The sequence below is a fragment of the Sphingopyxis sp. genome (assembly GCF_025869345.1).
Lineage (GTDB): Bacteria > Pseudomonadota > Alphaproteobacteria > Sphingomonadales > Sphingomonadaceae > Sphingopyxis.
Genome location: NZ_JAOZVW010000128.1, coordinates 1 through 24118, shown reverse-complemented (window position 1 = coordinate 24118; position 24118 = coordinate 1). Strand labels below are relative to the sequence as shown.

At 66.3% G+C, this 24118-nt stretch carries 24 protein-coding genes; 11 read left to right on the top strand and 13 right to left on the bottom strand.

Going from position 1 to position 24118, the window contains the following annotated elements; genetic code table 11:
- Nucleotides 1-6: 6 nt before the first annotated feature.
- Complete coding sequence (locus OJI97_RS13750) at nt 7-651, bottom strand: TetR/AcrR family transcriptional regulator (protein WP_297664354.1); 645 nt, start codon at nt 649-651, stop codon at nt 7-9.
- A 95-nt stretch (nt 652-746) separates the two neighbouring features.
- Here OJI97_RS13750 and OJI97_RS13745 point away from each other — a divergent pair, with 95 nt between their 5' ends.
- Nucleotides 747-1703, top strand: coding sequence for a Coq4 family protein (locus OJI97_RS13745; RefSeq protein WP_297664352.1), 957 nt, complete (start codon nt 747-749; stop codon nt 1701-1703).
- A 30-nt stretch (nt 1704-1733) separates the two neighbouring features.
- Here OJI97_RS13745 and OJI97_RS13740 read toward each other — a convergent pair whose 3' ends face one another.
- Nucleotides 1734-3077 carry an oxygenase MpaB family protein gene (locus OJI97_RS13740; protein ID WP_297664350.1) on the bottom strand — a complete coding sequence of 448 codons (1344 nt, stop codon included), beginning with the start codon at nt 3075-3077 and terminating at the stop codon, nt 1734-1736.
- Between the two features lie 85 nt (nt 3078-3162).
- On the opposite strand from OJI97_RS13740, the gene OJI97_RS13735 reads away from it, so the two are divergent.
- Nucleotides 3163-3843, top strand: a complete 681-nt coding sequence (locus OJI97_RS13735; protein ID WP_297664348.1) for a CerR family C-terminal domain-containing protein — start codon at nt 3163-3165, stop codon at nt 3841-3843.
- A gap of 218 nt (nt 3844-4061) precedes the next feature.
- On the opposite strand, the gene OJI97_RS13730 is transcribed toward OJI97_RS13735, so the two are convergent.
- Together OJI97_RS13730 and OJI97_RS13725 are read right to left on the bottom strand one after the other, a co-directional pair.
- Nucleotides 4062-4742: a hydrolase gene (locus tag OJI97_RS13730; RefSeq protein ID WP_297664346.1), complete on the bottom strand. Its 681-nt coding sequence runs from the start codon at nt 4740-4742 to the stop codon at nt 4062-4064.
- A gap of 143 nt (nt 4743-4885) precedes the next feature.
- A complete protein-coding gene (locus tag OJI97_RS13725) occupies nt 4886-5752 on the bottom strand; it encodes a pirin family protein (protein ID WP_297664344.1) in 867 nt (288 codons plus the stop codon).
- Between the two features lie 113 nt (nt 5753-5865).
- Here OJI97_RS13725 and OJI97_RS13720 point away from each other — a divergent pair, with 113 nt between their 5' ends.
- The gene (locus OJI97_RS13720; RefSeq protein WP_297664342.1) at nt 5866-6789 is read left to right on the top strand and encodes a LysR family transcriptional regulator; all 924 of its coding nucleotides are present in this window, start codon (nt 5866-5868) and stop codon (nt 6787-6789) included.
- 338 nt (nt 6790-7127) lie between these two features.
- On the opposite strand, the gene OJI97_RS13715 is transcribed toward OJI97_RS13720, so the two are convergent.
- The 4 genes from OJI97_RS13715 to glpX form a co-directional block, all read right to left on the bottom strand.
- Nucleotides 7128-7745 carry an outer membrane lipoprotein carrier protein LolA gene (locus tag OJI97_RS13715; protein WP_297664340.1) on the bottom strand — a complete coding sequence of 206 codons (618 nt, stop codon included), beginning with the start codon at nt 7743-7745 and terminating at the stop codon, nt 7128-7130.
- A 131-nt stretch (nt 7746-7876) separates the two neighbouring features.
- On the bottom strand, nt 7877-10189 hold the full coding sequence (locus tag OJI97_RS13710) for a DNA translocase FtsK 4TM domain-containing protein (RefSeq protein ID WP_297664338.1): 2313 nt from the start codon (nt 10187-10189) through the stop codon (nt 7877-7879).
- A 501-nt stretch (nt 10190-10690) separates the two neighbouring features.
- Nucleotides 10691-11713: a TIR domain-containing protein gene (locus OJI97_RS13705; protein WP_297664336.1), complete on the bottom strand. Its 1023-nt coding sequence runs from the start codon at nt 11711-11713 to the stop codon at nt 10691-10693.
- A gap of 59 nt (nt 11714-11772) precedes the next feature.
- On the bottom strand, nt 11773-12747 hold the full coding sequence (gene glpX / locus OJI97_RS13700) for a class II fructose-bisphosphatase (protein WP_297664335.1): 975 nt from the start codon (nt 12745-12747) through the stop codon (nt 11773-11775).
- A 129-nt stretch (nt 12748-12876) separates the two neighbouring features.
- Between glpX and OJI97_RS13695 the strand changes: the two genes are divergently transcribed.
- Nucleotides 12877-13269, top strand: coding sequence for a hypothetical protein (locus OJI97_RS13695; protein ID WP_297664333.1), 393 nt, complete (start codon nt 12877-12879; stop codon nt 13267-13269).
- Here OJI97_RS13695 and OJI97_RS13690 read toward each other — a convergent pair.
- The 3 genes from OJI97_RS13690 to OJI97_RS13680 all read right to left on the bottom strand — a co-directional run bounded on the left by OJI97_RS13690 (nt 13266) and on the right by OJI97_RS13680 (nt 16554).
- Nucleotides 13266-14093 carry a hypothetical protein gene (locus OJI97_RS13690; RefSeq protein ID WP_297664331.1) on the bottom strand — a complete coding sequence of 276 codons (828 nt, stop codon included), beginning with the start codon at nt 14091-14093 and terminating at the stop codon, nt 13266-13268. The two genes, OJI97_RS13695 and OJI97_RS13690, sit on opposite strands and share 4 nt — an antisense overlap.
- A 61-nt stretch (nt 14094-14154) precedes the next feature.
- Nucleotides 14155-15474, bottom strand: coding sequence for a homoserine dehydrogenase (locus OJI97_RS13685; RefSeq protein WP_297664329.1), 1320 nt, complete (start codon nt 15472-15474; stop codon nt 14155-14157).
- A gap of 267 nt (nt 15475-15741) precedes the next feature.
- A complete protein-coding gene (locus tag OJI97_RS13680; protein WP_297664327.1) occupies nt 15742-16554 on the bottom strand; it encodes a hypothetical protein in 813 nt (270 codons plus the stop codon).
- A 341-nt stretch (nt 16555-16895) separates the two neighbouring features.
- Between OJI97_RS13680 and OJI97_RS13675 the strand changes: the two genes are divergently transcribed.
- From OJI97_RS13675 to OJI97_RS13650, 6 genes are all read left to right on the top strand, one after another.
- The gene (locus OJI97_RS13675) at nt 16896-17552 is read left to right on the top strand and encodes an energy transducer TonB (protein ID WP_297664325.1); all 657 of its coding nucleotides are present in this window, start codon (nt 16896-16898) and stop codon (nt 17550-17552) included.
- Between the two features lie 134 nt (nt 17553-17686).
- Nucleotides 17687-18442: a MotA/TolQ/ExbB proton channel family protein gene (locus tag OJI97_RS13670; protein ID WP_297664361.1), complete on the top strand. Its 756-nt coding sequence runs from the start codon at nt 17687-17689 to the stop codon at nt 18440-18442.
- 118 nt (nt 18443-18560) lie between these two features.
- Nucleotides 18561-19079: a biopolymer transporter ExbD gene (locus tag OJI97_RS13665; RefSeq protein WP_257546503.1), complete on the top strand. Its 519-nt coding sequence runs from the start codon at nt 18561-18563 to the stop codon at nt 19077-19079.
- A 31-nt stretch (nt 19080-19110) separates the two neighbouring features.
- Entirely contained in the window at nt 19111-19536 is a 426-nt protein-coding gene (locus OJI97_RS13660) for a biopolymer transporter ExbD (RefSeq protein WP_257546501.1), read from the top strand.
- Nucleotides 19537-19996: 460 nt separating this feature from the next.
- Complete coding sequence (locus OJI97_RS13655) at nt 19997-20536, top strand: septal ring lytic transglycosylase RlpA family protein (protein WP_297664320.1); 540 nt, start codon at nt 19997-19999, stop codon at nt 20534-20536.
- Nucleotides 20537-20642: 106 nt separating this feature from the next.
- Nucleotides 20643-21215: a superoxide dismutase family protein gene (locus OJI97_RS13650; RefSeq protein ID WP_297664318.1), complete on the top strand. Its 573-nt coding sequence runs from the start codon at nt 20643-20645 to the stop codon at nt 21213-21215.
- A gap of 16 nt (nt 21216-21231) precedes the next feature.
- On the opposite strand, the gene OJI97_RS13645 is transcribed toward OJI97_RS13650, so the two are convergent.
- Nucleotides 21232-22824, bottom strand: coding sequence for an MFS transporter (locus tag OJI97_RS13645; protein WP_297664316.1), 1593 nt, complete (start codon nt 22822-22824; stop codon nt 21232-21234).
- Nucleotides 22825-22929: 105 nt separating this feature from the next.
- Here OJI97_RS13645 and OJI97_RS13640 point away from each other — a divergent pair, with 105 nt between their 5' ends.
- Nucleotides 22930-23412, top strand: coding sequence for a low molecular weight protein-tyrosine-phosphatase (locus OJI97_RS13640; RefSeq protein ID WP_297664314.1), 483 nt, complete (start codon nt 22930-22932; stop codon nt 23410-23412).
- On the opposite strand, the gene thpR is transcribed toward OJI97_RS13640, so the two are convergent.
- Nucleotides 23325-23936 (bottom strand): RNA 2',3'-cyclic phosphodiesterase, encoded by a 612-nt coding sequence (gene thpR / locus OJI97_RS13635; protein ID WP_297664312.1) that lies wholly within the window; start codon nt 23934-23936, stop codon nt 23325-23327. The genes OJI97_RS13640 and thpR overlap by 88 nt on opposite strands.
- Between the last annotated feature and the right edge of the window lie 182 nt (nt 23937-24118).

The window sequence follows — 24118 nt, the reverse complement described above, 5'->3', positions numbered from 1 at the left end:
TGCGGATCAGCCGCGCGCGTCGCGCCGGATCAGCGGCAGGCCGCCCGCGAGCAAGGCCTCGGCGGCATCGAGCAACCGCTCATTCTCGGCGACAAGATCGCCCGCCCCGCCGCTTTCCATCCAGCTATCGAACGCCATGCGCCCGCCCGCGACCAGCATCGCGGCGGCCATTTGCGCGCGGCGATCCTTCGCGGCATCGATCCCAAGCTCGTCGGCGATATAGTCGGTCATCAAATCGATCTGCAGCCGCTGATGCCCATACCACACCGGCAGCAATTCGGGTTCGCCCGCCAGCGCCCGGCCAAGGTTGATCTGCCCATCACCATCGCGTTCATAGGCATGGGCGATCCGCGCGACCTGGTTGCGCCAGAATGCCAGCACCGGCACGCCCTGCGCGCGCTGCATCGTGACGATTTCTTCGAATCGCTCGCCCGCCCGGACCGCAATCGCGGCGGCAAGCTCGCGCTTCGAGGCAAAATGCGTGAACAGCGTCGTGATGTGGATATCGGCGGCTTCGGCGATCGCCGCCATCGTCGCATCGCCATAGCCCAGCGTCACGAACAGCCGCCGCGCCGCTTCCTCGATGCGCTGCCGCGTCCGGGCTTTCGCTGCGGTTCGCCTCGGAAAACTGACTTTGGATGCTTCGCTCATGGCCGGATTATAATCATTGCGGCACGAAGCGCCAGCTATATAAGTTGATCATTCTATGATTATAGCGTAATCTAGAAAAAATGAGCGGAGAGACGATGACCATGATCGATTTGTCGATGCGAAACGAATTTGAAAAATGGGTCGAAACGGGCCAGCCACCGCTGGCGGAGGAGCCGCACCTGGGACTCGCCGCGCTGATGACGACCGCGGCCTTCGTCGATCCCGTCGCACAAGTGCCGATCTTCGACGCCATCGCGGCCGCGACGGCGGCGAGCAACGACGGCGCGACGCGCGCCGCGCAGATCGCGGCGGCGCTGCCGTGGGTGGTCGGCGGCAAACCGCGCGTCGCGATGCCCCGCGCCTTGTGGGACGATTATTGGGCGATCGTTTCCAAAGCGCCGTCACCAACCGCCGGCGAACTCGACCTGACCATCGCGGTCGTCGCGCTCGGCCAGCATTATGACCAGCGAATGATCGACTGCTGCGAGGCCGCGCTGCTCGAATTCGACGGGGTGCACGATCTGATCGCCCAGCCGGAGGTGCGCTTGACCACCGCCGACCTGGAAAGCCATGCGGCCGGCAGCCTTGCGACCGACCTGTTGTCGATGCTGAACGCCAATGGCTATGACATCGAGGTGATCGACGCCGACACCGTCGTCCTGCCCGGCGACTATCCGGCGCAAAACCGCACCAACCGCCGCATCCTGCAGCTTCACGACATCTGGCATCTGGTCGGCGGCTATGGCTTCACGCCCGCGGGCGAAGTCGCGATCTCGGGCTTCCAAATGGCCCAGTTCGGCCAGAATTACTCGACGCGCTTTCTGGCGACGGTGGCAACGACCGCGGCGATCCACGCCCCGATGCTGTTCGACATGCTGCTCACCGTGATGTTCGACGGCTGGCGGCACGGCCGCGCCACCAGGGAACTGATCGCGGTTCCGTGGCACCAGCGCATCGCCGATCCGATCAGCCGCATTCGCGACGAGCTGGGCATTCGGCCGATCGACAGCGACGCCGTGCGAATGATGGAAGCCTTCACGCCGGCGGCGTAAGGCCGGGCGCGCCGGTGCCGGCGCCCCGTATCACTCGGCCGGGACGGGGGCGGCCGACGGGCGGTATTGCGCGGCGTCGGTCGTGAACTCGGCATGGCCATAGCTGACGAGTTGCGCCTTGAGCTTGGCGATCAGCCGGCGGTCGGCGACGCCGCGCACCCCGGGGATATGCGCCGCGAGCGCATAGAGGCGCATCCGCGCATAGATGAACAGGCCCGCGATCGCCGCCAGCGCGACATCGCCCGAGGTCAGCGTCACGCCGATCGACGCCGCCTTGGCCTTGTCGCCGCCCATGAAGTTTTTGACGAAGAACAGCTTGGCAAAGGCCAGTTCGAACATTTCGTGGATGCGCGCGCGCCGCGAATTGTCCGGCCGCAGGTCCGCCGCCATCGTTGCGCGCAGCAATTCGCCGCACGTACTGTCGTCATATCCGCTGCGCAGCGTGCCGCTGCGCGCATTCATCAGATCGACGATCCCTTGCGGCGTATCGGCGAGCAGTTCCTCCGGCAGCCCGAGCAGGAAGCAGCGATAGCGCGCGAGTTCGACCATCGCGCGCTCGCGAGGGGTGAACTGGTCGCGCCCTTCCTCGATCATCTTGTATGACAGGAGGAAGATCGAGATGAGCCCCGCGGGCATCTGATCGACCTGCGGGATCGGAATGCCGTAAACGCCCATGTCCCAGTCCTGCGGGCGCCGCAGCACGTTGGCGCGCACCATCGAGTGCATCAGCCGGACCATCGCCGCCGATTTGAAACCGGGACCGTAGCGATCGAGCGCGCCCGGCAACACCGAGGTGGTGAAGAAGGTCGCGGTATCCTTGACGCGGCGTCCCGCCGTCTGGCTCGACAGCGTGCCGGTGATCGCCATCGGCAGCGCGGCATATTTGTTCATGAAGGTCGCGATGAACGCGCCGCGGATGATGAACGGGCCGAGGTTGGCCGCCGCATTACGATCGACCCGCGCGCCTTCCTCGACCAGCTCCATATCGAGCCAGTCGGGAATACGTTCCATATCCTTGATAAAGGCAATGAGTTCGGGAGGCGCGCCGGGCACATTCTCCACCCCCCGATCGCAGGCGCTGGTCAGCATGTCGACCAGCGCGCGAAAGCCATGCTCGCGCATCAGGCCGGCATAGGCATCGGCGGTCGCGTCGCCGATCATCGTATAGGCGCGGATGAACTCGACCCGGTCGGGGTCCGCGAGCAGCGCGTCGCGGTCGCGAGCATATTTGCCCGACAAAGCGGTGTCGTCGCCCGGCGTTGCGGTGAAGCGTTCGGGGACGGCGCGGAAATCGACCGCGCCGTATATCGCGGGCACGCGCTCCCGCTGCGCTTCCACCTTGGCCCAAAGCGTCTCGAGTGCCGCACCTGTCATCGATGTCCATCCCCTCTCGACGCGATGGTATCGTTCATATATATCAACTGATATAAATTCAAGCAAAACGAACGAAGCACCCCCGATGACCCGCCCTGCAATCCCCGCCGCCCCGCTCCGCACCGCCGCCGACGGCTATCGCAAGGGCGAGGAAACGCGCGCGCGCATCCTCGATGTCGCGCTCACCGCCTTCGGCAACAGCGGCTTCGCCAGCGTCACGACGCGGCAGATCGCCAAGGAAGCGGGGGTCAACCTGCCCGCCCTCACTTATTATTTCGGGAACAAGCGCGGCCTCTATCTCGCGTGCGCGCACGCGATCGTCGCGCGCTATCGCGAAGGAATGGGCGCTGTGGCCGAAGTGTCTTATGCGGCGCTCGGCGACCCGCTGACGCCGGATGCGGCCCGCACCCTGCTGAAGCGCCTCTTCGCGGCGCTGGCCCGCTTTCTCCTCGCCGCGCCCGAAGCGCAGAATCCGTCGCTGTTCGTCCAGCGCGAGATCGCGAGTCCCGGCCCGGCCTTCGAAATTCTCTATGCCGAACTCTGGCGGCCGGGCATCGAGCTCGCCACCAATCTGATCATCCGGACCGCGAACCGGCGGCTGACCGAAACCGAAGCGCAAGTGCGTGCGATACTGATGATATCGAGCCTGACGGGCTTCCTTTCAGGGCTCCCCGTAATCGCGCGTACCGCCGGCAAAGCCGACTACACCGCCCTCGTCATCGCCGCGCTCGACGGGCAGATCGATGCGCTGGCACGCAGCGATTGAGGCCCGGATTCGCCAAAGCTCCATTGCCGTCGGACAGTGTCGCAGCTTTAAATCTTGCCTTGCCGATAACCCCTTGAATCTGTGCCAACTCTATCCGAGAATCATCTCTCGATCTGACGAATCGCCTACGGAGAACATCCGCCGTTATCGGCCGATACCGGAATGGCAGCTTCGGAAAATTTCATCGCCAAAGCTGCCATCACCTATCGGATGGACGACTAGCCGCGCTGCGAGTCGAGCATTTCGCCATCGTGGGCGACCTGCTGCGCTTTGGCATAGCTTTCGATGAGCAGCTGATAGGGCGGAAAAATCTTGGTGTAGACCTCTGCCCATTCGGCCGCATCGTCGCGGTGCCAGGTGCGCTGGAGCTCGGAGGCGACGGCAGCGGTATCCATCGGCACGACGCCGGCCTGCACCACACGCGCGAGGGTGATTTCCTGCGCCATCTTTGAATAGGTGCCCGATGCATCGACGACCGCGAACACCTTATAGCCCTCCTGCACCGCGCTGATCGCGGGGAAGGCCATGCAAACGCTGGTGATGGTGCCCGCGATGATCAGCGTCTTGCGGCCGGTTTCCTTGACCGCGGCAACGAAGTCGGGATTGTCCCACGCGTTGATCTCGCCCTTGCGCGCGACATATTTGGCGTGCGGGGCGTTTTGGTGGATCTCGGGGATCAGCGGACCATTGGGACCCTGCGGCACCGACGCGGTGGTGATCACCGGCATGTTGGTCAGCGTCGCCATCTTCGCGAGCGCGGTCGCATGGCCCCGCAGCACTGGAAAGGGCATATCGGCGACGGTCTGGAACAGGCCGCTCTGGTGGTCGATCAACAGCATGACCGCATCATCGGGGTCGATCACCGGACGGGCGCCGTTGAAATTGGCTGGGGTGGACATCGTCATTCTCCTGCTATTCGGGCGTGCGCTGGGGTTCGGCAGCGAGTTGCCGGGGCAGCGGGGCACGCAAGGCCGCCGTCGTTCGGTAGAAAGAGAAGGACCCGGCTCCCCGGGAGGTGGGGGATAGGGAGCCGGGTCCGCGGTCAGGCCGCCGCCTTGGCGAACCTGCCGCTGTTGTAATCGTCGATTGCCTGGCGGATTTCCGCTTCGTTGTTCATCACGAAAGGACCATGGCCGAAGATCGGCTCGTCGATCGGTTCGCCGGTGAGGACGAGGATCGTCGCCTCGCCATCCGCATGGACGCGCACCGCTTCGCCTTCGCGGCTGAGCAACAGCATCTGGGCCTCGCCGACACCCTCGCTGCCGTTCACCGTGACATGGCCGCCGAGCACGACGAGCATCGCGGTGTGGCCTTCGGGCAGATCGAGCGTCAGGTCGGCGTCCGGGTTGAGCCGGACGTCCCAGAGGTTGATCGGCGTGAACGTCCGCGCCGGACCTTTGGCACCGAGGAATTCGCCCGCGATGACGCGGCCGAGCCCGGCCCCGCCGGGCAGTTCGACCGTCGGGATGTCCGCCGCCGTGATGCCCTGGTAACCTCCCGGCGCCATCTTGTCCTTTGCGGGCAGATTGACCCAGAGCTGCACCATCTTGAACGGGCCGCCGGTCTTGCCGAATGCTGGCGAGTGATATTCCTCATGGATGATCCCGCCTGCGGCGGTCATCCACTGGACGTCGCCGGGGCGGATGATCCCGCCATTGCCCGCCGAATCCCTGTGCTCGACTTCGCCGTCATAGACGATGGTGACCGTCTCGAACCCGCGATGCGGGTGCTGGCCGACACCGCGCCGGCTGGTGGTCGGCGCAAAATTATAGGGTCCCGCATAGTCGAGCAGCAGGAACGGGCTCACCTGCCCGCCAAGGCTGTTGTAGGAAAAAAGCGAACGCACCGGAAAGCCGTCGCCGACCCAATGCTGGTTGGGATTGCTGTAAATTCCAAGGATCGTCTTCATGCTTCGTCTCCTGCGCCTCCCGACGGGAAGGCGTCTGTTGCATGAGACAATAATATCGCATCAATTGGAGCAGAAGATTGCGATTTCGGACTTAGAGTCCTATTAGAAGGACAATGCAGGACCTCAACGACCTCTATTATTTCGTCCAGTCGGTCGACCATGGCGGTTTCGCCGCCGCGGCACGCGCGCTGGGAATGCAGAAATCGAAGCTCAGCCGCCGTATCGGGCTGCTCGAGGAGCGGCTCGGCGTGCGCCTCATCCAGCGGTCGACGCGGCGCTTCTCGGTCACCGAGATCGGCCGCGAATATTATCGCCACTGCACCGCGATGCTCGTCGAGGCCGAGGCGGCGCAAACGGCTGTCGACCAGTCGCGCGCCGAGCCGCGCGGTGTCGTCCGCCTGAGCTGCCCGACGGGCCTGCTGGCCTTCCAGTTCGGCGATTTGCTCGGGCGCTTCATGGCGCTCTATCCCGATGTCGAACTGCATGTCGAAAGTACCAATCGCCGCGTCGATGTCATCGGCGAGGGCTTCGATCTCGCGATTCGGGTCCGGCCGCCGCCGATCGCCGAGAGCGAGCTCGTCATGCGACGCTTCGACGAACGAACGATCCGCATCGTCGCCAGTCCGGAACTGCTGCGAGCGCACACCGTCACCTTGCCCGCCGATCTGGCGGGGCTGCCCAGTCTCGACTTCGGCCCAGCGGGGAGCGAACATCGCTGGCGCCTAATACACGCCGACGGCAGCGTCGCCGATGTCCGGCACGAGCCGCGCCTCATAACGGACGACATGGCGACGCTGCGCGAAGCGGCGATCGCGGGCGTCGGCGCGGTTCGCCTCCCGACGCTCACCATATGGCAGGACTTACAAGCGGGACGGCTGAAGACGCTCCTGCCCGAATGGCAGCCGCCGAGCGAGATCGTGCATGCGGTCTTTCCGTCGCGGCGGGGCTTGCTACCGTCGGTGCGGGCTTTGCTCGACTTCCTCGCGGATGAATGCGCATCACAGCGATTTCGCATCCCGGAATCTGGCCGGGATTGAAGTCGGCGCTTGGCCGAAGTCAGTCGTCGCCCCCGCGAAGGCGGCTCCTGCCCTCGGGTTGCATATTCATGCGCCGGGATGCTCAGCTTGTCGTAACGGGAATCATAAACCCCCGTCCCAGGGGCGGTGGAACGGGGGTTCAAGGTCAGCGTTCGTCACGCTCTTGAATGAAGACACCGGGCGATCCGGATGGGGCAACAGGGGGAAACCCAAAACCGGAGGCCGTGGTGGCGCCTTCGAGGGTTGGAATAGCCGCCTTTCCCTGTCGCCAAGCTGAACGGGCTGCGCCCCGCCGTCGTTCGTCGGTCAGGGAAGGCCGTTCGTCGATGCCGCGGCGATCACTTGCGCTTGCGCGGGCGCGGATCGGTCCATTTGAACGCCGAGTCGGCGACCGCGACGTTGAACTTCTGGTTGCTGAGGTCGATGCGCGTCCGGTTGTTCTGCGAATCGAGCGCCACCCAGCCACGCAGGCGGAGGCCGGCAGGCGACGATCCGTCGCGGACGAAGACCATCGTGATCGTGCCATATTCGGGGCGTTTCGGATCCTTCACCTCGACGCTCAGCACGTCGCTGCTGCCGGTGGGCAGCACCTTGGCATATTTCGACAGGTCGCGGTCGGGGTCGAGCAGCGCGCCGAGCGGCGAATTCTTGACCGGCCAACTCTGCACCTGCTTCACCTGATAGTCGATCATCGTCAGGCGGCTGCCGTCGCCGACGATCAGCAGCGGCACGTCCTTCTGATATTGAAAGCGGATCTTGCCGGGGCGCTTCAACGTCAGCTTGCCGGTCAGCCGCTGGCCGTTGCGGTCGGTCTGGACGAAATCGGCGGTCATCGAACTCGTCGATTTGAGATGCGCCTGCACCGACGCCAGAGCGCTCGCCGACTGGGCGATGGCGGGGGCTGCGACCGCAAGGCCGACGGCGGCAAAAGGGGCGATCATCTTCTGAAAGGTCATCTGGCTCTCTGTCTTGCTTGTGGGCCTGCATCATGAGGGTCAGGCATTGAACTCGTCCTGAACTGCCGTTTCATCTCTCCGTCATCCCGGCGAAGGTCGGGATGACGATTTGAGAAATGCTTCAGTCCCCCCTATCGCGGCTGGCCATACTGGTCGGTCAGCACGTCGCGGCGGCCGACATGGTTGGGCGGGCTCACCAGTCCCTCCTCCTCCATCCGCTCGATCAGGCGCGCGGCGCTGTTGTAGCCGATGCGGAGCTGCCGCTGCAGCCAGCTCGTCGAGGCCTTCTGGCTTTCGGCGACGATCTGGCAGGCCTTGGCGTACATGCGGTCCTCGGCGCTGTCGCCACCCGCGGGGGCGCCCTCCATCGCGAAGCCGCCGTCCTCGGGATCCTCGGTGACGCTCTCGATATAGTCGGGGCGGCCCTGCGCTTTCCAATGTTCGGCGACCTGTCGCACCTCGTCGTCCGACACGAAGGGGCCGTGGATGCGGGTGATCTGCTTGCCGCCGGGGACATAGAGCATGTCGCCCTTGCCGAGCAGCTGCTCGGCGCCCGCCTCGCCCAGGATCGTGCGGCTGTCGATCTTGCTGGTGACGTTGAAGCTGATGCGCGTCGGCAAATTCGCCTTGATGACGCCGGTGATGACGTCAACCGACGGCCGCTGCGTCGCGAGGATCAGGTGGATGCCCGCGGCGCGCGCCTTTTGCGCGAGGCGCTGGATCAGGAATTCGACCTCCTTGCCCGCGGTCATCATCAGGTCGGCGAGCTCGTCGACGACGACGACGATCTGCGGCAGCGGCTGATAGTCGAGCGCCTCCTCCTCATAAACCGGCTGGCCGGTGTCGGGGTCGTAGCCGGTCTGGACGCGCCGCCCCAGCGACTTGCCCTTGGCAAGCGCCCCGCGCACCTTGTCGTTATAGGAGGCAAGGTTGCGCACCGACAGCGACGACATCATCCGGTAGCGGTCCTCCATCTGCTCGACCGCCCATTTGAGCGCGCGGATCGCCTTCTTGGGCTCGGTCACCACGGGGGCGAGCAGGTGCGGAATGTCGTCATAGACGCTGAGTTCCAGCATCTTCGGATCGATCATGATCATTTTCACCTGGTCGGGACCGAGGCGATAGAGCAAGGACAGGATCATCGCGTTGAGCCCGACCGACTTGCCCGAGCCGGTGGTGCCCGCGATCAGCAGGTGGGGCATCGGGGCGAGGTCGGCGATCATCGCATCGCCGCTGATATTCTTGCCGAGGATGATCGGCAGCGCGCCATTCTGGTCCTGGAACAGCGCGCTGCCGATGATTTCGTGCAGCACCACGGCCTCGCGGTTCGCGTTGGGCAGTTCGATGCCGATCACCGTGCGGCCGGGAATCGGCGCGATGCGCGCCGATAGCGCCGACATGTTGCGCGCAATGTCGTCGGCGAGGTTCGAGACGCGGCTGGCCTTGGTGCCCGGCGCGGGTTCGAGTTCGTACATGGTGACCACCGGGCCGGGCCGCACCGCGGTGACGACGCCCTTGACCTGAAAATCCTCAAGCACCGATTCGAGCAGCCGCGCATTGCGTTCGAGCGCCGCCTTGTCGATCTGGCCACTCCGTCCCTCGGGCGCCGGGGTGAGCAGGTCGATCGAGGGGAGCTGATAATTGGTGAACAGCTCGGTCTGCGGCTTGGCCTTGGGCTTCGACGGTGCGGTGCGTTCGACGGGATCGGCGATCTCGGGCGGCGCGCGATCGCTCGGCTCGGCGCGCGGGCGCGGACGGATCACACGCTCCATCAGATTGGGCGCCTTGGCCCCGGTGTCGGCCGCCTTTCCCGGTTCGACGACGCGGCTGCTCGTCGCCGCCGGGAGCTTGAGCCGCGAGGCCCAGCCCTTTTCGAGCCGCAGCGCGCGAAAGGCGAGCCACAGGCCGAGGATGACCAGCACCACGATCGCGGCGAAGCGGGCGAGCGCCGCGCCGGGTTCACCGGCGAGCGCGAACAGCGGCGTGATCGCGCCGCCGACGACGAGCGCGATGATCCCGCCCCAGCCCGCCGGCATCGGCGCGCCGCTGGCGGGCGCCCATAATTCGGCGCCGAGTCCGACGAGCAGGATGCCGATAAAGCAATAGGCGAGCTGGCGAAGCCAATAGGGCTGGGCGTCGCCGACCCACAATCGCCAGGCCATGATGCCGAGCAAAGGCAGCAACAGCACGACCGGCGCGCCGCCGATCGACAGGCCAAGGTCGGCGAACCACGCGCCGGGGGCGCCCATCCAGTTCGCGGCATTGCCGTTCGCCGCGGTGTTGAGCGCCGCGTCGGTGCTGTCGTAGGTGACGAAGGCGAGCGTCAGGAACAAGGTGAAGGCAGCGAGCAGCGCCGCCGCCGCGATCACGAGCGACCGGGCGATGCTCTGGCGGAAAATCGTGCGCCAATCGGCCTTTGCGGCGATGGGCTTGCGGCTGGCCATGCTGAAAACGGTCCTTGTGAATTAACCACGGCGATATGCACACGGGGCGGACTCGCCGTCAAGCAGCCCCTCGGCGAGGCGTGCAAGCGTGCACGATATTATTCCGAAGTTCAGGAAAGTTCAGCCCAATGCGCGCGCCGGTTCGGGTCTTGCGGCGTGTTGGACGCGCCGCGCGATGGCTGCACCGGAAGCCGGCTAGCGACCGTTTCTGTTCACCAGATGAAAGAGCCGGATGAAGGCTGACACAGCTGGATAATGTAGGAGTGGCCTATTTGAAGGCGATGTCGGTTTAGGGGTGGTGGGCGGACGTTAAGGCTAAATCCCGCCCTCCCCTTCAGGGGAGGGCAGCGAGACTTACGAACTTGTTCGTTAGTCGCAGCGGGTGGGGTCCATCGACCTTGCGCAAGACCGAGAAACCCCACCCCAACCCCTCCCCTGAAGGGGAGGGGCTAACGTCAGTTATCGGCCGCAATCGGTCGAACCGGCACAAGGCCGTCCGCGCTATTGCTGCCCCTCTTCGCTCCCCAGCGAGGCGCGCTGCGAATCGAGGACGATGATGCGCTGGCGCATCGCGTCGGCGACGCAGGCGGCGTCGCCGCAGGTGTCGCGCTGGCCGATGCGCCAGCCGCGCTGCTCGGCGGCGATCTGTTCGCGCAGCGGTCCCGCGGTGCGGTCGAGCTGTTTGTAGGCTCGGTTCAGTTCGCGATCGAGCGCCGCGAGTTCGTCGTCGCCGCAGATCAGTTTCTCGGCGCGCGTCGCGGCATATTTGCAGCTGAAGCTCGGCGGAATCTTCGCCGTCGGCGCTGTCTCTGCCGGTTCGGCCGCAGGCGCCGCGGCCACAGGGGCGGGCGTGGCGGTCGCCGGTGAAGCGGCAACGGGCGCTGCCGTCGTCGCCGGCTCGGCCTTCTGCTCCTCGCCGCCGCGCAGGAACAGCATGGCGCCCAGCACCGCGACCAGGGCGAGCAGCGCGCCGATCATCAGCGTCTTGGCCGACCCGCCCGAGGACGCGGCGGGTTCCGGCGCGGACGCCTGCGTCAGGATCGCGGCGTGGAGATTGTCGGCAGCCGCCGAAGCCACCGGCGTTGCGGCGGCAGGTGCCGCCCTGTCCGGCGCGGAGGTGCCCGCGAGCTGATGGGCTTTCGCCGCGATGCGGGCGATCGAATCATCGCGTTTTTCGAGCCAGTCGATCCACTGCGCGCTCGCGAGATGATAGGCGAGGTCGTCGGGAACGATCTCCTCGAGCCTGAGCGGGATGATCGCCTTGTGCGCGCTGTCGGCGAGGATCAGTTCGCGCTTGACGTGCGGGCTCTTGTCCGACTGACTGCAGAAGAGAAGCAGGACGCCCGCCGAATCGCGGATCGCCTGCATGATCGCGGTGTCGAAGGCCTCGCCGGGGCCGACGTCGCGCGGCGCGATCCAGCAATCGACGCCGTGGCGCGCCAGCGCCTTCTCGACGTGGAGCGCGACGTCATATTTGCTCGAATGATGGCTGACGAACAGCTTCGGACGCTTCGCTTCTTCCATTTCGCGGTCCCCTCATTCCAACCGTCGCCCTAGCTTTCGCGGGGGCGGCGCGGGATTTGTCACCCCGCGCGATGTTCGCCCTTGACCCAGCGCACCGTGCCCGACGAGGCGCGCATCACGACGCTTTCGGTGGTCAGCACGCCACCGCGGCGATGCTTGACCCCGCGCAGCAGCGATCCGTCGGTGACGCCGGTCGCGGCGAAGATCACATCGCCCTTGGCAAGGTCTTCGAGGTCGTAGACGCGGGCCAGATCCTCGATTCCCCATTTCTTCGCGCGCAGCCGCTCGTCGTCGTTGCGGAACAGCAGGCGGCCCTTGAACTGGCCGCCGACGCAGCGCAGCGCCGCCGCGGCGAGGACGCCCTCGGGCGCGCCGCCCGACCCCATGTATATGTCGACATTGGTGTCGGGATTGGTGGTCGCGATCACCCCGGCGACGTCGCCGTCGGGGATCAGCGCGACGCCGCAGCCGATGCTGCGCAGTTCGCTGATGATCGCTTCGTGGCGCGGGCGGTCGAGGACGCAGACGATGATGTCCTGCGGCGACACGCCCTTTTCGCGCGCGACCGCCTCGACATTCTCGCGCACGCTGTTGTCGAAATGGACGATGTTGGGCGAGAAGCCGGGGCCGACCGCGAGCTTGTCCATATAGACGTCGGGGGCGTTGAGCAGGCAGCCCTCCTCGGCGATCGCGAGCACCGCGAGCGCGTTGGGGCCGGCCTTGGCGGTGATCGTCGTGCCTTCGAGCGGGTCGACCGCGATATCGATCTTCGGCCCCTTGCCCGGCGCATTGCCGACCTTTTCGCCGATGAACAGCATCGGCGCCTCGTCGCGCTCGCCTTCGCCGATGACGATCGTGCCGTCCATATAGAGCGTGTTGAACGCATCGCGCATCGCCTCGACGGCGGCGGCGTCGGCCGCCTTTTCGTCGCCGCGCCCGATCAGCTTGGCGGCGGCGATCGCCGCGGCTTCGGTGACGCGCACCATTTCGAGCACGAGCACCCGGTCGAGGTTGCTGCCGCTGCTGTTCGTCATCGTCCTGACTCTCCGTCTTTACTTGTTCCGCCCGGTCGGCATGTTGGGCGCCATATGGCCCGCCGCCCCGCTTGTCGAGAATCCTTCGCCCGATTCGGCGCGGCTTTTGCGCTGTATTGCGTCATCGGCGTGACCGCGGCGCCCGCCGCCGCGCAGACCGTCGGCCCGCCCGCGCCGCGACCAGCCGATGCGGCCATCGCGCGGGCGAAGGAGATGACCGACCCGGTCCGGCGCTGCACGCCGTCGGACGACGGCTCGATCACCGTGTGCGGCAGCGATACCGAAAAGCACCGGCTGTCGCCCGAACTGCGCGCGATCGCCAACGAAGGCCGCGAGGCGCCGCCGAAGCTCCCGCGCGCCGAAGCCAAGGCGATGAGCCTCGACCGGCTGCCCTATAACTGGATGCCGATCGGCGGCCATTATAGGCGCGGCCCCGAATATAATCCGCTCTACGAAATGGCGAAGCGTGCGACCGATCCCGATGGACAGGACGCCCCGCCGCCGGAAGAGGCGCCGCGCTAGGCGAAGATTTCGGCCGCTGGCGCTGGCTGCGCAGCGCGGAGGAAACCTGCGGGGATCAGAATCTGGCCCAAGAAATAGGCGGCGAACAACAGCATCCAGCCGAAACTCATCGCCATTTCGGCGGCGCTGCCGGGCTGGCTGTTCAGGATGATTCCGCCGTGAAGCAGCAGGAGAGCGACGACCGGGATCGCGAAGACAGCGCCATAAACGAAATAGAAGGCGAACAGGCGTCCTTGCGCCGGACCGGTCAGCCGCCATGACTCGGCGAAGGCGGGCAGGGGATTGAGCTTGCCGCGCATACCCATGGCGGCACCCGCAAGGCACAATCGCGTGCCGATCCACATGCCAACGAGCGAGGTCAGCACACGATGGATCCTGTTCGGCAGGCTGTCGGATAATCCGGCAAACCCGTCGGCACCGGTCAGGGCCAGCATCGGCAGAGCGGTCAACAGGCCGAAAGCGATGCCCAACAACAGGTTGGTAAGCAAATAGGCGGTGCCTGCGACCATTCCGTACATGATTTCCGAGAGGAAGCCCTCGCGGACCTCGGCGCCGACCGCATTCCACGCCGCGAGCATCGCGCCCGCGGCGATCACGGCGACGATGCCGAGCAGATAAAGCGGGCCGGTGATCGAGCCCCCGACGCGATAAGTGAAGGGATCGGCGAGAATCGCCATGATCGTGCGCAAGCTGAAGATCGGCTCGCTCGATAGGAGCAGAAAGGGCAGGACGACGCCCAGGCCGACATAGGCGGCAAGCGCGCCCTGATGCCCGACCGCCAGCGCCCGCGCTTCGGCGAGACCGGTCCTGATATGGATGTCCATGCAATCCCCCTGTTCCCCACTTCGACAGGTAACAGGGCGATTCGCGATTACAAGCGTATGCTTAGAGTGCCAGGATCGGCATCCGAATCGGCGCGCCGACGATATGGTCCGATGCGGCGAGCGCGGCGAGCGCCGCCTCGATCGCGCGCGCCGGGCCTTCGTGGGTGACGAGGACGATGACGACGCCGTCATTCTCCCCGGTGCCGCGCTGGATGAAGCTCTCGATCGAGACCCCTGCGTCGCGCATGGCGGTCGCGATTTCGGCGAGGACGCCGATACGGTCCTCGACGATCAGGCGGACATAATGCTTGCCGACCCGCGCCCCGGCATCGGCGACCGGCGCCGCGTCGAGCGCGTCGACGGGCATCGCGAAGGCGGGGCCATATTCGTCGCGCGCGATGTCGATGATGTCGGCGACGATCGCCGACGCGGTCGGCCCCGCGCCTGCGCCCGCGCCCTCGAAGAACAGGCGGCCGACGAAATTCCCCTCGGCGACCACGGCGTTGAGCGCGCCGGGGACATAGGCGAGCGGATGGTCGGCGGGGACGAGGCACGGCTGGACATGCTGGTAAAGGCCGGTTTCGTCGCGCTCGGCCATACCGATCAGGCGGACGCGGTGGCCGAGCGCCTCGGCCTCGCGGATGTCGGCGGCGATCAGGTCGCGGATGCCCGCCGCGGTCACCGCGCCGATGTCGAGTCTCGTGCCGAAGCAAAGCGCGGCCAGGATCGACAATTTATGCGCCGCGTCGATCCCGTCGACGTCGAAGGTCGGATCGGCCTCGGCATAGCCTTCCGCCTGCGCGGCGGCGAGGGCGTCGGCGAAGCTCGCGCCGTCGCGCTCCATCCGCGTCAGGATATAATTGCAGGTGCCGTTGAGAATGCCATAGACGCGCGCGATCTGGTTCGCGGATGCGCCTTCGCGGATCGCCTTGATGACGGGGATGCCGCCCGCGACCGCGGCTTCATATTTGAGCGGCGTGTCCTTCGCCTCGGCGAGTTGCGCGAGGCCCAGCCCGTGGTGCGCGATCATCGCCTTGTTCGCGGTGACCAGCGCCTTGCCCGCGCCGAGCGCGTGGCGCGCGAGGGTCAGCGCCGATCCGTCGGCGCCGCCGATCATCTCGACGACGACGTCGACATCGCCTGCCGCGACGAGTGCATCCATATCGTCTTCCCAGCGATAGGCCGACAGGTCGACGCCGCGATCCTTGTGGCGGTCGCGGGCCGACACCGCGACGATCTCGATCGGCCGGCCGGCGCGGCGGGCGATCAGGTCGCGGTTCGCCTCGAGCAGCCGCACGACGCCGCCGCCGACGACGCCGATCCCGGCAAGCGCGACGCGAAGCGGCGGGCGGGGCGCGGCAGAGGCGGGGGACGGCGACATCGAAACACTCCATCGAGACGCGGTATTATCCGCAGGATGCGAGGCCCCCTATCGGCTTTTGGCGCGGAGGCAAGCCCGGACGAAACAGCGGCCGCCCATGGTTCACGCGGAGACGCGGAGACGCGGAGAAGAAAAATGCGCGCAGAGGCGCAAAGGCTGCACGGTCGAAGAGGAAGGGCGGCGAAGCCGCCAATCTTCTTTCTCTCCGCGTCTCCGCGTCTCTGCGTGAACCAATAGCTCGCCCTTCTCCGCATTTGCGATGAACGGCTAACTCCCCGCCGGCGGCGTCCGCGTCCGCGTGCATTCGCCGAGCGCGCCGAGGACGACCGCATAGTCCGCCGCCGCTTTCTTGCGGTCCTCGGGCGCGGTGCCGGCGAGCTTGCTGAGCGGCAATTGATGCGGCAGGCCGCAGGCGAGGCGATACCAGGCCAGCGTATCGCGCGCCGGAACCGCCGCCGACCCGTCGACGATCTCGCCGAACGCCGCGGCCCAGCGGCGCGATCCGTCGGGGGCGGTCAGGATGGACAGCGACACCGGCTCGCCGGTCTTGGTATCGAGGAACAATTGCGTCTCGCCCTCGCCGGGCAGCGTGCCGGGGACGTGGAAGCCGTTGGCGACGCCGGTGATCGCGGGCGGCGCGCCGGGTTTGACCAGCTCGGTCAGGATCGCGCGGAGCTGCGCCTCGGTCGCCGGATCCCATGGCAATTGCGCGTCGGGGGCGACGAGCTGGACGCTGCCGGTGTTCTTGGCACCGGGGGCGACGCCCGCGACGGGGCGGGCGAAGATCAGGACCGGCTGCTTCTTCCTGAGCTTCACCGGCTTGCCCCTGGCGTCGAGTGGCAGGTCGACGAGATAGGAGATTCGCGCCGCGAGCGGACCCGCGCCGCGAATCAGGCTGACCACGTCGGCTTCGACATAGAATCGCGCCTGACCCGCTTTCAGCCCCGGCGCCCGCTCGGCTTTCAGCGGCGTCGCGCGAAATATCCGGGCGTGGATCGCCATCGGGGCGATCGTCGCCAGATCGGCGATATCGGCATAGCTATAGGGTGAGGATGGCGCCGCCGGTGTCGGCGTCTGCATTGCAGAAGCGCTTATAAAACAGCCGCTTACTGCGGAAAATCCCAGAGCGGCAGCCGGCAGGAGCGCGCGCATGATCGAACCACCTTCCATTATTCGGGGCGCCGGACAGGCGCCAAAACCCCATCATGGGGAAGCGGACATTAACCGCTGATAAAGGGTTTGCGAACTTGCCGCCACCGCGATAGGACGAGCGGCGAAGCGTCCGGCGACAACATAAAAGGCCGGCTGCGACGCCGCCGGGTCTGTGAAAGCGCATCGGAAATTATCCGAGCATTTGGCAACCGCACCCGTCGGTGATGGATTTGGTGTCAGGATGATCTAGCAAGGAGCGTCGTCCCTGAATGGCTTATGGTGATAATGTCGACCCTAAAAACAGGGTAGTGGCGATTGTCTTGGTGGGCTTGTTCACGGCTTTGCTGGGCTACGGCCTGGTAAATGGTCTGAACATCAGCATCGTCAAGAAGCTCGCCGAGAAATTGGACGTGGTGGACGTCGAAGAGCCGCCGCCGCCGGAGGAACCCCCGCCGCCGCCGCCGCCGGATAACAAGCTTCCGCCGCCGCCGCCGGTGGTGACGCCGCCGTCGCCGATTCCGCCGCCGAACACCTCGAACCAGGTGTCGTCGGTGCCCGAGGCACCCCCGCGTCCGCCGCTGCCGATCCCCCCGATCGCGGCTCCGCCGGCTCCGCCGCCGACTCCGGACATGAGCGCTCCCGGCAAGCCGAGGGGCAATCCGGGCAACTGGGCGAGCCCTGACGATTATCCGGCGCGCGCGCTCCGCGAAGAGCGGCAGGGCACGACGGGTTTCCGCGTTTCCTATGACGCGAGCGGCAAGCCCACGGGCTGCGACGTCACCTCGTCGAGCGGCCACGCCGACCTCGATGATCTGACCTGCAAGCTGATGATGCGGCGCGCCCGTTTCACGCCGGCGAAGGATCGCGCGGGCAATCCCACGGCGAGCAGCTACAGCAGCCGCGTCAAGTGGCAGATTCCGAAGTGATCTGCCGCTCCGGCGGCCCCCATATTTTCAGTCTTTTCATACCGTTTTGAATATTTTGAGAGGGAATAACCACCATGTTTAACCTGATTGCAAACGCTGCCGCGGGCGCTGCGGCTCCGGCCCACGACGTCGGGATGTCGCTCCTCCCCGCATCGGTCTGTGTCGTGAAGGAAGGCCAGAACCCCTACGGCCTGCTGCCCGCCCTGTGCGAAGGCGGCATCGTGTCGCAGTGCACCTTCCTGGTCCTGCTGATCATGTTCGTCGGCACGCTCTACATCCTGTTCACCAAGCTGTTCGAACAGAATAAGGTGATCAACCAGGGCAAGGCGGTCGACGCGAACTTCTGGCGCGCGCCGACGCTCGCCGACGGCGTTTCGAAGCTCGAAAAGAACAGCGCCTATCGCCAGGTCGTCGAAGACGGCCTGCGCGCCAACGAAGAGCATAACAAGCTGACCGATCCCGTCGAATCGCACGACTGGATGCACGGCACGCTCGAGCGTTCGCAGAACCACATCAACTCGAAGCTCAACGGCGGCCTCGCGTTCCTCGCGACCGTCGGTTCGACCGCACCGTTCGTCGGTCTGTTCGGGACCGTTATCGGCATTCTGCGCGCCCTCGTGAAGATCGGTGCGTCGGGTCAGGCCTCGATCGACACCGTCGCCGGCCCGGTCGGTGAAGCGCTCATCATGACCGCCATCGGTCTGATCGTGGCGGTTCCCGCGGTGCTCGCGTTCAACTGGCTGCAGAGCCGCAACAAGTCGATCGCGCGCCGCCTGTCGACCTTCTCGAACGACGTGCTCGGCTCGATCATGTCGGGCGGCCAGGTGAAGCCGGCCGTGGTGGCTGCCCCGGCCAAGGCCGCTCCGGCTGCCGCGCCGAAGAAGGCATAAGTCTGCGGGCCCCGCGTCGCCGCCTTCGGGCGATGGCACGGGGCCGCTGGACGAAGCGGGCGCCAGGCGGCCTCCGCTTCGCTCCATGACAGTAATTTTGTGACAGGATGCTAATCCTATGGCGATGAGTGTAGGCGACAAGGGCGAAGATGCCCCGATGTCGGACATCAACACGACCCCGCTCGTGGACATCATGCTTGTGCTGCTCATCATCTTCCTCATCACGGTTCCCGTGGTGCTGAAGACGGTGGAGCTCAAGCTGCCCGACGTGGTCTTTGAGCCGACGACGACGAAGCCCGAAAACGTCAACCTGTCGGTCCGTTCCGCGGATACCGATGGCGACGGACTGCCCAATGCCGACAGCTCGGCTTGTGAAGTTTACTGGGGCCAGACGCCCGTCGATTCCAAGCAACTGCTCGATCTCGGTCAGAAGAAGCTTGAAAAGCTGATCGCGGATATCGGCGGCGTGCAGAATATCACCGAAGATAACTTCCCCGAAGTGCATATCCGCGGCGACGTCAATACGCCGTACCAGTGTATCGGCGGTGTGATCTATACGATGCAATATGCCGGTTTCCAGAAGATCGGGTTCATTTCTGAACCGGTTGCTGGCTCGGGCACGCTGGGCCGCCTGTAAGGGCGCCCGGCGAGAATGAAGGAATAGACCTATGTCTATGGCAGTTGGAGATCGGGACGAAAACGAACCGATGATGGACATGAACACGACGCCGCTGATCGACGTCATGCTCGTGCTTCTCATCATGTTCATCATCACCCTCCCGGTCCAGACCCACGCGGTGAAGATCGATTTGCCGGTTCCGACCGACGCGAAGAACAACGTCGATCCGGAAAAGAACAAGATCACGATCGATCCCGCGGGGACGATCGCGTGGAACGGTTCGCCGGTCGATCTGGCGCAGCTCGCGCAATTTCTGGAACAGACCAAGGCGCTGCCGGTCGAACCCGAATTGCAGGTGCAGCCCGATCCCTATGCGCGGTATATCACCGTCGATCGCGTGATGGCGGTCGTGAAGCGCAGCGGCGTCGGCAAGCTGGGCTTCGTCGGCAACGAACAATATGCGCGCGTCTTCTGATCCTCGATCCGAAGCGCAAGACTGAGGAAGGGCCGCGAAGCGATTCGCGGCCCTTTCCTTTTGGGTGATGGGGGTCGGCGATGCTTTCAACCCAAAGGCGACCTGCCTTTCGTCGTCATCCCGGACTTGATCCGGGATCCATTCTTTCAGCGCCGGACGAACGGATCCCGGATCAAGTCCGGGATGACGAGAGTCTGAAAGCGACTGATAACTGACGTTAGCCCCTCCCCTTCAGGGGAGGGGTTGGGGTGGGGTTTCTCGGTCTTGCGCAAGGTCGATGGACCCCACCCGCTGCGACTAACGAACAAGTTCGTAAGTCTCGCTGCCCTCCCCTGAAGGGGAGGGCGGGATTTAGCCTCACCGTCCGCTCCCCACCCCAAAGCTGGCGCATGGGGCTTTATCCCGGCGCAAGCTGCCTATACCAAGGCGCGCGATGAACAGGCGCTTCCCATTTTCCTCCATGGCTCTGGCCCCGGCGCTGCTGCTGTCCGCCTGCGCCGGGGGCAATTTTCGCCCCGTCAGCGACGTGCCGATACGGATCGGTCCCGCCTATACGGTGCGCGGCGCCACTTATGTGCCCGCTGCGGCGCCCGGCTATGACGCAATCGGCTACGCGAGCTGGTACGGCAACGAATCGGGCAACCGCACCGCGAACGGCGAGCAGTTCCGGCCCGGCTGGATCACCGCCGCGCATACGACGCTGCCGCTCCCGACCTATGTCGAAGTGACCGCGCTCGACACCGGGCGGCGGATTGTCGTGCGCGTCAATGATCGCGGGCCGTTCGCGGGCGGCGGGCGAATCATCGACCTGTCGCGCGGCGCCGCCGAACAGCTCGGCATCCGCGCGCAGGGCCATGCGCCGGTGCGCGTCCGCCGCGTCGAGCCGACCGAAAAGGACCGCAATCGGCTGCGCGAGGGCAAGCCCGCCGCCGCGCTGCCGCCCGTCGCGCCGCAGGAGCTGCAAAGGCTGCGGATGCGGCTTTCGGCGAGCGGGCGCTGACGCCATAGGCTTATCTGCTTGGAAGCGACGGAATTTGCGGGCATCCTCGCCCCGAACGCAAGGCGCGGTGGCCGCGCCGGATTCGCAAAAGAAATGGAGACGAGAGATGATCCTTGCTTCACGTCACGGACGGCCGCTTGCAGCGGCCCTCGGCGCGGCGGGCGCTCTGGCGCTGGCCGGCTGTGCGAACATGGGCGGCAAGCCGGTGCAGAAGCTCCCGGCCGCGGATGCCTCGGCGCAGCTTGTCGATGCGCGTGGCGCCGATCGCGGCCGCGCCGATTTCTACAAGACCGACTCCGGCCTTCGCGTCGAACTCGTTGCTCGCGGCTTTGCACCGGGCACCTATGGGATGCACCTCCACGCCGTGGGTCAGTGCACGCCCCCCGGCTTCACCAGCGCGGGGCCGCACTGGAACCCGACCGGCGCGCAGCACGGCCGCGACAATCCGATGGGCGCGCATCACGGCGATCTGCCAAACCTCGTGATCGAACCCGATGCGATCGGCCGCGCGACGCTGAACCTCGTCGGCACGCGGCTGACCGGCGAGGGCGGGCTGATCGACGCCGACGGCGCCGCCTTCGTCATCCACGCCGGTCCCGATGACATGAAGACCGACCCCGCCGGCAACAGCGGCGCGCGTGTCGCCTGCGGTGTGATCACGCTTCCCGCCGCCGAATGACGGCGAGGCGGGCGGGTCAGACCGACTCGCCCGCGTCCCGCGCGCGCTCGACCACCGAAGCGGCCGCGGCGGGGACGCTGCGATAGGCGACGAGCAGCGCGGCCAGCCCGACCGGCACGATGATCAGCGTCGACAGCACGCCGGTCGCCAGATTCCCGGTCATCGCCGAAACCTGTCCGGCCATATACGGCCCCAGCGCGAGCCCGACGAGCGTCGTCGCGAGGAAGAAGGTCGCGGTCGCGGTGCCGCGCATCCGCGGCAGCACCAGATCCTGCGTCGTCGCCGCCGCGGCGCCGAGCGCGCTCGACGCGAGCAGCCCCGCGAGCGAGGCGAAGAAGACGAAACGGACGAAATCGCCGGTTCCCGGCTCCGATGGGGTGGTGAAGGCGACCACGATCGGCAGGATCGGCGCGATCAGGCCGAACAGCACGACCAGGATGCGCCCCGCCTCGTTCCGCTGCCGCAGCCAGTCGGACATGCGCCCGCCGAGGATCACCCCCAGAAAACCCGCGAGCGCGCCGCATCCGCCGACCCACAGGCCGACCGTGCCCGCGTCCTCGCCCAGCACCTCGAGCGCATAGATCGGCGCGAAGGCGCTCGACGCATAGGAGAGGAAAGCGACGGTGCCATAGCCGAGGATCGTCGCGAGAAACGCCTTCGATTCCCAGATCAGCCCAAAGGTCGGGCGGTCGCGGCTCTTCAGCGAACTCGCCCAGGAAAAAACGGCATAATAGCCGAAGGCGACGCATATCCATTGCAGCGTCGCGCCGGTGATCGCGATCATCGCCGCCGCGACAAGCCCCAGAATCGCGATCGCGCCGGCGTTGATCAGAAAGGCCCGCGATCCGCGTAGCGCCGCCGAGATCAGCGTGAACGGCGGAATGATCGCGAACAATTCCTCGAAAAAACCCTTGAACGGCGTCGGCGACGCCTGCGTCGGGATGCCGTCGACGAGCCCGCGCACCGGCTCGCGCAAGGTCGCGACCCACGCCGCGAGCAGCAGGCCGGGGATGCCGACCGCCATGAATGCCGCCTGCCAGCCGACGAGACCGAAGGGGCCGCCGCCCGGATAGGCTTCGTTCCAGCCCTCGACGATGAAGCCGCCGATCATCAGCGAGATGCCGCCGCCGAAATAGAGGCCGGCCGAATAGATGGCGAGCGCGGTTCCGCGCATATTCTTGGGAAACAGGTCGGAAATCAGCGAATAGGCCGAAGGCCCGGCGGTCGCCTCGCCGACGCCGACCCCCATTCGCGCCGCCGCGAGTTGGTAGCGGTTCGCGGCGAGCCCCGAGACCGCGGTCATCGCCGACCAGATCGCAAGCCCTACGGTCAGCAGGCGAACGCGGTGCCAGGCATCGGCGAGGCGGCCGAGCGGAATGCCGAACAGCGCATAGAAGACCGCGAAGGCGGTGCCGTAGAGAAAGCCGATGTCGGCATCGTCGAGCCCGAGATCGCGCTTCAGGTCGGGCGCGAGGATCGTGATGATCTGCCGGTCGATGAAATTGAGGACATAGACGAGGAACAGGATGCCGAGCGCATACCAGGCATAGGGCGACGCCTTGGTCGGCGGATTGATCGCGTCGTCGCTCGCACTATTGCTATCGGCCATCTGGCAAGTCGCTCCCTCTTCTCTTATCGCTTTGTGCTCATGGCTAGCAGAGCCGGGCGGAGGCGCAAGTTGAAAGTCCGTTCACCTTTGCACGCGAGGAGCGACATGCACGACGATCGACGAAATCCTCCCGCTATCCTTTTCCTGTGCCTCGGCAACATCTGCCGTTCGCCGCTGGCGGAGGGCGCGGCGCGCGCGGCCTTCGCCGACGCCGGGATCGACGCGACGCTCGATTCGGCGGGCACCGGCGACTGGCATGTCGGCCATCCCCCCGACGCTCGCGCGCAGGCCGAGGCGCGGCGGCGCGGCGTCGATATCTCGAACCTGCGCGCACGCCAGCTTGCGCCGGACGATTTCCGCCGCTTCGACCTGATCCTCGCCGCCGACGCGACAAATCTGCGCGACGCGCGGGCGATCCGGCCCGCCGATGCGACCGCGACGCTGGCGCTGATGCTCGACCTGGTGCCCGGCCGCGCGGGCGAGAGCGTCGCCGATCCCTATTATGGCGATGACGGCGGCTTCGCGGCGACGTGGGACGATGTCAGCGCGGTCGCGTCAGCGCTCGTCGCCTCGGCCTCGAGCGGATAGCGCGCGACGGGGTGATAGCGCGACCCGCCGTGGCCCATCTCGCTTTCATACAGCGTGACATGGCCGAACAGGAACGGTGGGCTGGCGAGGTCGCTGCTCTGCGCAAGGAAGGGCGCGACCGGCCCCGATGCGCGGTTCAGCCGTGCGAGCGTGATGTGCGGCACGAAAGCGCGCGTCTCGGGCGCGATGCCGACGCGCGCGAGCGCCTGGTCGACCTTGCGGTGCAGCGCCGCGAGCGGCGCGTGCGGCTCGACCCCGGCCCAGACCATGTGCGGCCGCCCCTGCCGCTCGAACAGCCCGACCCCGGCGATGCGCGCGGGGATCGCGGGCGCATGAAGACCGCCGAGCGCCGCGGCGATGTCTTCGGCGCGGTGCCGGTCGACCTCGCCGATGAAGCGCAGGGTCAGGTGAAGCTGCTCGTCGTCCTGCCAGCGCGCACCCGAAATACCGTGCATTGCAGCGATCAGCGCTGCGCGGATCGGACGGGGCGGGCGCAGCGCGACGAACAGGCGGTGGGTAGACATGGCGCGCGCAGCATAAGCGCTTCGGGCGGGGAGGAACAGCGAGGGCGAGAAAGATCGGCGCGCGCGGAAGTGTCGATATCTGGTTCACGCGGAGACGCGGAGGATTCGACAAAAAGAACCCTGTTCCCCCGCGAAGGCGGGGGCCCATCTCCGGTCGGTGCAAGATGGAACCCATAGGAGAT

What these genes read in the sequence shown, in the direction of transcription:
- OJI97_RS13640 (WP_297664314.1), top strand. Translation starts at nt 22,930, where the DNA reads ATGCACGACGATCGACGAAATCCTCCCGCTATCCTTTTCCTGTGCCTC.
- OJI97_RS13745 (WP_297664352.1), top strand. Translation starts at nt 747, where the DNA reads ATGACCATGATCGATTTGTCGATGCGAAACGAATTTGAAAAATGGGTC.
- OJI97_RS13645 (WP_297664316.1), bottom strand. Translation starts at nt 22,824, where the DNA reads ATGGCCGATAGCAATAGTGCGAGCGACGACGCGATCAATCCGCCGACC.
- glpX (WP_297664335.1), bottom strand. Translation starts at nt 12,747, where the DNA reads ATGACGAACAGCAGCGGCAGCAACCTCGACCGGGTGCTCGTGCTCGAA.
- OJI97_RS13675 (WP_297664325.1), top strand. Translation starts at nt 16,896, where the DNA reads ATGGCTTATGGTGATAATGTCGACCCTAAAAACAGGGTAGTGGCGATT.
- OJI97_RS13685 (WP_297664329.1), bottom strand. Translation starts at nt 15,474, where the DNA reads ATGTCGCCGTCCCCCGCCTCTGCCGCGCCCCGCCCGCCGCTTCGCGTC.
- OJI97_RS13665 (WP_257546503.1), top strand. Translation starts at nt 18,561, where the DNA reads ATGGCGATGAGTGTAGGCGACAAGGGCGAAGATGCCCCGATGTCGGAC.
- OJI97_RS13655 (WP_297664320.1), top strand. Translation starts at nt 19,997, where the DNA reads ATGGCTCTGGCCCCGGCGCTGCTGCTGTCCGCCTGCGCCGGGGGCAAT.
- OJI97_RS13740 (WP_297664350.1), bottom strand. Translation starts at nt 3,077, where the DNA reads ATGACAGGTGCGGCACTCGAGACGCTTTGGGCCAAGGTGGAAGCGCAG.
- OJI97_RS13710 (WP_297664338.1), bottom strand. Translation starts at nt 10,189, where the DNA reads ATGGCCAGCCGCAAGCCCATCGCCGCAAAGGCCGATTGGCGCACGATT.
- OJI97_RS13715 (WP_297664340.1), bottom strand. Translation starts at nt 7,745, where the DNA reads ATGACCTTTCAGAAGATGATCGCCCCTTTTGCCGCCGTCGGCCTTGCG.
- OJI97_RS13735 (WP_297664348.1), top strand. Translation starts at nt 3,163, where the DNA reads ATGACCCGCCCTGCAATCCCCGCCGCCCCGCTCCGCACCGCCGCCGAC.
- OJI97_RS13690 (WP_297664331.1), bottom strand. Translation starts at nt 14,093, where the DNA reads ATGGACATCCATATCAGGACCGGTCTCGCCGAAGCGCGGGCGCTGGCG.
- OJI97_RS13705 (WP_297664336.1), bottom strand. Translation starts at nt 11,713, where the DNA reads ATGGAAGAAGCGAAGCGTCCGAAGCTGTTCGTCAGCCATCATTCGAGC.
- OJI97_RS13670 (WP_297664361.1), top strand. Translation starts at nt 17,687, where the DNA reads ATGTCGCTCCTCCCCGCATCGGTCTGTGTCGTGAAGGAAGGCCAGAAC.
- thpR (WP_297664312.1), bottom strand. Translation starts at nt 23,936, where the DNA reads ATGTCTACCCACCGCCTGTTCGTCGCGCTGCGCCCGCCCCGTCCGATC.
- OJI97_RS13660 (WP_257546501.1), top strand. Translation starts at nt 19,111, where the DNA reads ATGTCTATGGCAGTTGGAGATCGGGACGAAAACGAACCGATGATGGAC.
- OJI97_RS13730 (WP_297664346.1), bottom strand. Translation starts at nt 4,742, where the DNA reads ATGTCCACCCCAGCCAATTTCAACGGCGCCCGTCCGGTGATCGACCCC.
- OJI97_RS13680 (WP_297664327.1), bottom strand. Translation starts at nt 16,554, where the DNA reads ATGCAGACGCCGACACCGGCGGCGCCATCCTCACCCTATAGCTATGCC.
- OJI97_RS13720 (WP_297664342.1), top strand. Translation starts at nt 5,866, where the DNA reads ATGCAGGACCTCAACGACCTCTATTATTTCGTCCAGTCGGTCGACCAT.
- OJI97_RS13725 (WP_297664344.1), bottom strand. Translation starts at nt 5,752, where the DNA reads ATGAAGACGATCCTTGGAATTTACAGCAATCCCAACCAGCATTGGGTC.
- OJI97_RS13650 (WP_297664318.1), top strand. Translation starts at nt 20,643, where the DNA reads ATGATCCTTGCTTCACGTCACGGACGGCCGCTTGCAGCGGCCCTCGGC.
- OJI97_RS13750 (WP_297664354.1), bottom strand. Translation starts at nt 651, where the DNA reads ATGAGCGAAGCATCCAAAGTCAGTTTTCCGAGGCGAACCGCAGCGAAA.